4 protein-coding genes, 2 tRNA genes and 2 rRNA genes (1 of these 8 only partly in view) are annotated in these 7608 nt (G+C 44.7%); 6 read left to right on the forward strand and 2 right to left on the reverse strand.

What is annotated here, in order from left to right; all coding sequences use genetic code 11:
- Positions 1-2: 2 nt before the first annotated feature.
- On the reverse strand, positions 3-1265 hold the full coding sequence (gene kynU, locus AAU57_RS05065) for a kynureninase (RefSeq protein WP_055411888.1): 1263 nt from the start codon (positions 1263-1265) through the stop codon (positions 3-5).
- 2 nt (positions 1266-1267) lie between these two features.
- The gene (locus AAU57_RS05070; protein ID WP_055411889.1) at positions 1268-1924 is read right to left on the reverse strand and encodes a hypothetical protein; all 657 of its coding nucleotides are present in this window, start codon (positions 1922-1924) and stop codon (positions 1268-1270) included.
- Positions 1925-2037: 113 nt separating this feature from the next.
- On the opposite strand from AAU57_RS05070, the gene AAU57_RS05075 reads away from it, so the two are divergent.
- The 6 genes from AAU57_RS05075 to AAU57_RS05100 form a co-directional block, all read left to right on the forward strand.
- Positions 2038-3318 (forward strand): multidrug effflux MFS transporter, encoded by a 1281-nt coding sequence (locus AAU57_RS05075; protein ID WP_055411890.1) that lies wholly within the window; start codon positions 2038-2040, stop codon positions 3316-3318.
- Positions 3319-3406: 88 nt separating this feature from the next.
- The gene (locus AAU57_RS05080; RefSeq protein WP_055411891.1) at positions 3407-4120 is read left to right on the forward strand and encodes a pirin family protein; all 714 of its coding nucleotides are present in this window, start codon (positions 3407-3409) and stop codon (positions 4118-4120) included.
- A 560-nt stretch (positions 4121-4680) separates the two neighbouring features.
- Positions 4681-6200, forward strand: a 16S ribosomal RNA gene (locus AAU57_RS05085).
- A 151-nt stretch (positions 6201-6351) separates the two neighbouring features.
- Positions 6352-6425: transfer RNA gene (locus tag AAU57_RS05090), tRNA-Ile, on the forward strand.
- 126 nt (positions 6426-6551) lie between these two features.
- A tRNA-Ala gene (locus AAU57_RS05095) sits at positions 6552-6625 on the forward strand.
- 161 nt (positions 6626-6786) lie between these two features.
- A 23S ribosomal RNA gene (locus AAU57_RS05100) occupies positions 6787-7608 on the forward strand; it runs 2001 nt beyond the window's last position.
- The 16S and 23S rRNA genes sit together here with 2 tRNA genes alongside, the layout of an rRNA operon.

The following is a 7608-nucleotide window of genomic DNA, read 5'->3' on the forward strand; positions in this document are numbered from 1 at the left end:
GGCTATAGCGCAGCAGTAAGGATCTGGACAAAGTTCCAGCAATCCATATAGGAATTATAAAGAGGTACCGGTGCCACACGTATCACATCTGGCTCGCGCCAGTCTGCAATAACACCTTTGTCACTTATGGCTTCAAAAAGGCTTTTGTCAGCATTTTTAACGGCCAGCGATAATTGGCAACCACGATCCTTGGGATTTTTAGGGGTTATGATCTTGATGCGATTACCTTCTATATTATTGATAAGGTACTCCAGATAATTGGTGAGTTGATTCGATTTGGCCAACAGATTATCAAACCCTGCTTCATCAAATAATTCCATGCTGGCACGAATAGGTGCCATACTTAAAATAGGAGCGTTGCTTTGTTGCCATCCTTCGGCTCCATAAATAGGATCGAATTTAGGTTTCATTAAAAAGCGTTCTTCCTTATTGTGTCCCCACCAACCGGCCATGCGATCCAGTTTGTCACTTTCTGCATGTCGCTCGTGAACAAAACAGCCACCTATACTACCAGGACCTGAGTTCATGTATTTATAGGTGCACCATACGGCAAAATCTGCACCGCTGTCATGCAATTTTAAATCTACATTACCAGCGCCGTGCGCGCAATCAAAACCTACCATCGCACCGTGTGAGTGGCCTAATTCTGTAATTTTTTTAAGGTCAAAAAATTGTCCCGTGTAATAATTGATGGAAGCAATCATGACCAAAGCAATCTCATCACCATGTTTGCGAAAGATCTGTTCCAGATCTTCCATCTGCAAGGTAGAGTTACCAGGTCTAGGTTGCCATAGGATGATATCTTCTGCAGGATCGCCGCCATGCCATTTGATTTGGGAATCTACGGCATATGTATCGCTGGGGAAAGCGTCGGCTTCCATTACTATTTTCCTGCGCTTGCCTGATGGTTTGTAAAAACTGACCATCATAAAATGAAGGTTAGGCGTCAAAGTGTTCATCACCACGACTTCATGTGGCAAGGCTCCAACAACCTTGGCCATAGGTTCATTCAAGAATTCATGATACCTGGTCCAGGGAAAGGTCTTGTCAAAGTGACCTTTAACTCCCAATTGTGCCCAATCATTCAATTCATCGGCTACATATTCCACTGCTTTTTTAGGTTGTACTCCCAAGGAGTTCCCGCACAGGTAAATACTTTCTGTACCGTCAACATGTTTCGGGATGGTAAAGCTTTCGCGAAAGCGAGCCAATTCATCTGCCTGGTCTAGTGATTGTGCAAATTCTTTTGTGGAGTTGTAGGTCATTTTTATTTTTTGGTGATGTTGATATCTGAAAAGTAGATGTTCAAAGTACCGTCTTCTGATCTGTGGTTGGTCGCTATTTTGATGCCGCCATAATCCTTATAATCTTCAAACGAGGTGATCATCGCAGGCTCAGTTTTTCCTTTAGGGTAGTACATCCATTTATTGATCATCATGTTCTCATCGATAACCATATCATAGCGATCGCCAGGTGTGTAGCCATCATCGCCGGTATACTGTACCTGCACCATCTTACCTGCAGTGGAATCTGGATAGGTCACTTGCTTACCAGTGTCCCAAGCCAGTTTGAATTGTGGCAATAACCAGTAGACGTCGTTGATAAAGGCACGATCTGCACTCTGGGCAAGGCTGTCCATTTGTTGTGTTCTATTATAGGTAATTTGCTCTCCTTTTGAATCTAGGGTTACTTGGTCAGAATTAGGATTCCATTTCCAAGCTCTGGTGGCAAGGGTCTCGCCGTTGCGTTCTATGTTAAATGTAAACTCCATCGATTCTACATCTTTCCAGTTTTCAAGGCCGCTGGATTGCGCTACTTGCATGGCTAGTTCTGGAGTTTCTTCCACAGTAGTCTCCTCATTTTTTTCATTCTTACAAGAAATGATGGCTATAGAAAATAGAATGGGTAATATGAATTTTTTCATGGCAAAGGTTGTTGGGTTATGAGATTCAAAAGTACGATTTATAGGCCGTTATGAAATCGTAAAGGTTTGTGAATATAGGTTTAGGGCCTAGGATTGAAAAGTACCTTTGCAGCGTGAGAAAGAGAACTGTACAGACCGACATAAGCAAAAGAAGAAAAAACGTCATCATTTTATTGTTGGGGACGCTCATTGCTATAGGTCCATTTTCCATAGATACTTACCTACCTGCGTTTAAACAAATTGCAGGAGATTTCAATGTCGATACTAGTGCTGTAGGATTGACGCTTACCACATACTTTATTGGTATAGGTCTAGGTCAACTTGCCTATGGTCCATTGATGGACAAATATGGACGACGCAAGCCACTTATTGTTGGGCTTGCCCTCTATATTGTCATGAGCATACTTTGCGGAATCGCATGGAATCTATGGTCGCTGGCATTTTTCAGATTCTTCATGGCACTAGGAGGTTGTGCCGGTATGGTAGCCAGTAAGGCTGTGGTAAGGGATTATTTTGAAAAGGATCAAGTGGCAGATGTCTTAAGTACGCTCATGCTCATCATGGGTGTTGCACCTATCATTGCGCCTACGGTAGGTGGTTTTATCATAACCGCTTTTCACTGGGAAGTGGTGTTCTTCTGTCTTGCCGCATTTGCTGGCCTGATGCTTCTGAATGTAATCTATGTATTGCCAGAAAGCGCAGAACCGAATAGCTCGACAAGTCTGCGGCCCACTAAAGTTGCTAGAGAATACTGGTCTATATATAAGAATAAGGATTTCTTCCTCTTTTCAACCACTCGAGGCTTTGCGATAGGAGCACTGCTGGCTTATGTCGCCAGTGCACCTTTTGTGTTTATAGAGTTTTTTGGGATGAGCGAAGATATGTTCGGTTATATTTTTGGTGGTAATGCAGCTGGTTTGATTTTGGGCAGTCAGCTCAACAGGCTTTTTCTAAAAAGATTTACTACGTTCCAAATAACATTCACGGTGGCAATCATCATGGCTTTTTTAACGGGTGGTATCACCATTTATAGTTTGTTGGTGCAGCCACAGTTTTGGGTGATTTACCCTGGTTTGTTCACCATGCTTTTTTTTATTGGCTTCCAAAACCCTAATGTGACGGCGCTTAGTTTGCAACCATTCAATCTACAGGCTGGTAGCGCCAGCGCGCTCGTGGGTGCGGTTAGTATGATTTTTGGGAGTATTGCAAGCACCTTGGTGGCTCAACTCTTGGTAGATGGGATCATGCCTTTATTAGCTATCGTCACCTTTTGTAGCATAGCTGGCTGCATCGCGGTAGTTTACTATAAAATAGAGTATGGTCATGGGTACGCTTTCGCGAAAGCGTACTACCATCATCCTCATCGCATAAAACAACGAAAGGAAGCCGCCTAAAGATCTTAGCTTAGGTAGCTAGCGGAAGAGATAGCTAAAGATGTATTAAATATTTGTTGTACATACAAATAAATAGTAGTTTTAAATTATGAAAAAAGTAATTCACAGAGCAGAAAGCAGAGGTCACGCAAATCATGGGTGGCTCAAGGCTAACCACAGTTTCAGTTTTGCAAGTTGGTACAATCCAGAGCGAATCAATTTTGGCGCCATAAGAGTGTTGAATGATGACACCATAGCTCCAGGCGCTGGTTTCCCTACTCATCCACATGATAATATGGAAATTATTACCATACCACTATCTGGAGTGTTGGAACATAAGGATAGTATGGGGAACGTTGCCCAAATCAAAACGGGTGAGGTTCAAGTAATGAGTGCTGGTACTGGAGTCACCCATTCAGAATACAACGGCAGTCAAACGGAAGAATTGAAATTATTTCAAATCTGGCTTTTTCCAAACAAGAAAAATGTCACGCCTCGATATGACGAACTAAAACTTAATTTAGAGGATCATAAAAACAGATTTCAACAAATACTATCGCCTTCACCAGACGATGAAGGAGTATGGATACATCAAGATGCCTGGATGCATATGATTAGTCTGGATCCCGATACGGTTAATGATTATCGATTGAAAAACCCAAGCAATGGAGTTTACATTATGGTGATTGAGGGTAATGTAGAAATTGATGGCGACCAGTTAAAGCATCGAGATGCCATGGGCGTGGTAGAAAGTGATACTATTCATATAAGGGCAACATCAAAATCAGATTTGTTACTTATTGAAGTTCCTATGCAATTCTAACCCCTCAAATCCAACAAAAAGGCAGCTTTATGGCTGCCTTTTTTTGTTGGGTTTGGTTTGGGGTGGTTGGCTTGGGGTGTTGTCAAGGATGTCCGGGACTGCGGAATTGGTGGTTTGGTTGGTGAGGTGGTAGGTTTGGATAGAGAATTTTTGATTTTTTTTGGAGGTGTATTTGGGTGTTTTTCAGCGGGTTGAAATTTATTTTAAATATTTATTGATTTTTCTCTTCAAAAAGTTTGGTTGGAAAAGAAAATGCTCTGTATATTTGCACCCGCTTTGCAAGAGACGTTAAGTCGAAAGTTGAAGCAACGTTCATTAGGAGATGGGGAATACTGATAGGTCAGGCGTCGTGAAGAGGCTGCTTTTCAAGTTCCATTTTGAAGACTCCTAATAAGTTCATTGAGATATTGATTGACAGCACAAAAAGAACAGGTTTGTTTCCTTTAGGGGAATCAGATCGGTAAGAATAAGAATAATATAGTGTAAACAGACAAGAACGCCAATTGCTAGTAGTATATAGGTTATGGGATTCTCGCAAGAGATCTTTTTAACAAGATTCTACGATGAAGAGTTTGATCCTGGCTCAGGATGAACGCTAGCGGCAGGCCTAACACATGCAAGTCGAGGGGCAGCACGTCTTCGGATGGTGGCGACCGGCGCACGGGTGCGTAACGCGTATACAATCTACCTATCACTGAGGAATAGCCCGAAGAAATTTGGATTAACGCCTCATGGTACCAGCTAATCGCATGATTTACTGGTTAAAGGTTACGGTGATAGATGAGTATGCGTCCTATTAGCTAGATGGAGAGGTAACGGCTCCCCATGGCTACGATAGGTAGGGGTCCTGAGAGGGAGATCCCCCACACTGGTACTGAGACACGGACCAGACTCCTACGGGAGGCAGCAGTGAGGAATATTGGACAATGGGCGAGAGCCTGATCCAGCCATGCCGCGTGCAGGAAGACGGCCCTATGGGTTGTAAACTGCTTTTGTACGGGAAGAAACCCCTCTACGTGTAGAGGGCTGACGGTACCGTAAGAATAAGCACCGGCTAACTCCGTGCCAGCAGCCGCGGTAATACGGAGGGTGCAAGCGTTATCCGGAATCATTGGGTTTAAAGGGTCCGTAGGCGGGTGTTTAAGTCAGTGGTGAAATGCAGGGGCTCAACTCCGGCACTGCCATTGATACTGAACATCTTGAATTATTGTGAAGTGGCTAGAATATGTAGTGTAGCGGTGAAATGCTTAGATATTACATAGAATACCGATTGCGAAGGCAGGTCACTAACAATACATTGACGCTGAGGGACGAAAGCGTGGGTAGCGAACAGGATTAGATACCCTGGTAGTCCACGCCGTAAACGATGGTTACTAGCTGTCCGGTACGATTGAGTACTGGGTGGCCAAGCGAAAGTGATAAGTAACCCACCTGGGGAGTACGTTCGCAAGAATGAAACTCAAAGGAATTGACGGGGGCCCGCACAAGCGGTGGAGCATGTGGTTTAATTCGATGATACGCGAGGAACCTTACCAGGGCTTAAATGCAGACTGACAGGCTTGGAAACAGGCTTTTCTTCGGACAGTTTGCAAGGTGCTGCATGGTTGTCGTCAGCTCGTGCCGTGAGGTGTCAGGTTAAGTCCTATAACGAGCGCAACCCCTATTGCTAGTTGCCAGCGAGTCATGTCGGGGACTCTAGCGAGACTGCCGGTGCAAACCGTGAGGAAGGTGGGGATGACGTCAAATCATCACGGCCCTTACGTCCTGGGCCACACACGTGCTACAATGGTAGGGACAGAGAGCAGCCACCTCGTGAGAGGGAGCGAATCTATAAACCCTATCACAGTTCGGATCGTAGTCTGCAACTCGACTACGTGAAGCTGGAATCGCTAGTAATCGCATATCAGCCATGATGCGGTGAATACGTTCCCGGGCCTTGTACACACCGCCCGTCAAGCCATGGAAGCTGGGGGTACCTGAAGTCGGTGACCGCAAGGAGCTGCCTAGGGTAAAACCGGTAACTGGGGCTAAGTCGTAACAAGGTAGCCGTACCGGAAGGTGCGGCTGGAACACCTCCTTTCTGGAGTTCCTGAAATAATGGAACCTAAAAATGAGAGTTCCATGGCCTACTACATGCAAATGGCGTGTTTGTTTATATTATTATCTATAACTGTCAATCTTATTAATAAAAATGTCGAAAGACGAGTGATGTGCCTTTCGGGGTTCGTTACAGTCTCATAGCTCAGCTGGTTAGAGCGCTACACTGATAATGTAGAGGTCGGCAGTTCGAGTCTGCCTGAGACTACTTTTACGCTTTCGCGGAAGCCTAAACCGCACCTAGTTCATTACATATTGAAGGAAATTTTAGAAGTTGGGTTTGTTGCGAGTGGGATCACTCTTAACTCATAACTAATAACTCATAACTAAAAATGGGGGATTAGCTCAGCTGGCTAGAGCGCCTGCCTTGCACGCAGGAGGTCATCGGTTCGACTCCGATATTCTCCACTATTGGTATCATTTACTTGATATTGAAAACGTTCATTGACATATTGAAAAGATTAAACGAGAAACAGATAGGCACATTGAAAGATGTGTTTGTTATTAGTAAAATAAGAATACAAGAGCAAGGCGTTGATTTTCTATCGTTAGAGAATCGACATTGAATACCATAAGCAAATTAAGGGCGTATGGGGGATGCCTAGGCTCTCAGAGGCGATGAAGGACGTGATAAGCTGCGATAAGCTGCGGGGATTGGCACATACGATGTGATCCGCAGATTTCCGAATGGGGCAACCCGTCATGTTGAAGACATGTCATCCGAAAGGAAGCAAACCCGGTGAACTGAAACATCTAAGTAGCCGGAGGAAGAGAAAACAATAGTGATTCCGCTAGTAGTGGCGAGCGAACGCGGAATAGCCCAAACCATTCAGTTTACGGACTGCATGGGGTTGTAGGACCACAACGTTTGATGCATTTTGAATTAAAATCCTTTGGAAAGAGGAGCCGTAGAAGGTGATAGCCCTGTATAGGTAAGAAATGTTATTGATAGTGGTATCCTGAGTAGTGCGGGGCACGTGAAACCCTGTATGAATCCGGCGGGACCATCCGCCAAGGCTAAATACTCCTGAGAGACCGATAGTGAACCAGTACCGTGAGGGAAAGGTGAAAAGAACCCTGAATAAGGGAGTGAAATAGAACCTGAAACCATACGCTTACAAGCGGTCGGAGCCACCTAGTGTGGTGACGGCGTGCCTTTTGCATAATGAGCCTACGAGTTACCGTTGTTAGCAAGGTTAAGCACTTCAGGTGCGCAGCCGTAGCGAAAGCGAGTCTGAATAGGGCGATATAGTTAGCAGTGGTAGACGCGAAACCGTGTGATCTACCCATGGGCAGGGTGAAGCTGTGGTAACACATAGTGGAGGCCCGAACCGGTTGACGTTGAAAAGTCTTCGGATGACCTGTGGGTAGGGGTGAAAGGCCAATCAAAC

The organism is Nonlabens sp. YIK11 (assembly GCF_001413925.1).
Lineage (GTDB): Bacteria > Bacteroidota > Bacteroidia > Flavobacteriales > Flavobacteriaceae > Nonlabens.

Bases quoted from the DNA above. Each gene is read 5' to 3' on its own strand.
- AAU57_RS05070 (WP_055411889.1), bottom strand. From the start codon at position 1,924: ATGAAAAAATTCATATTACCCATTCTATTTTCTATAGCCATCATTTCT.
- AAU57_RS05080 (WP_055411891.1), top strand. From the start codon at position 3,407: ATGAAAAAAGTAATTCACAGAGCAGAAAGCAGAGGTCACGCAAATCAT.
- kynU (WP_055411888.1), bottom strand. From the start codon at position 1,265: ATGACCTACAACTCCACAAAAGAATTTGCACAATCACTAGACCAGGCA.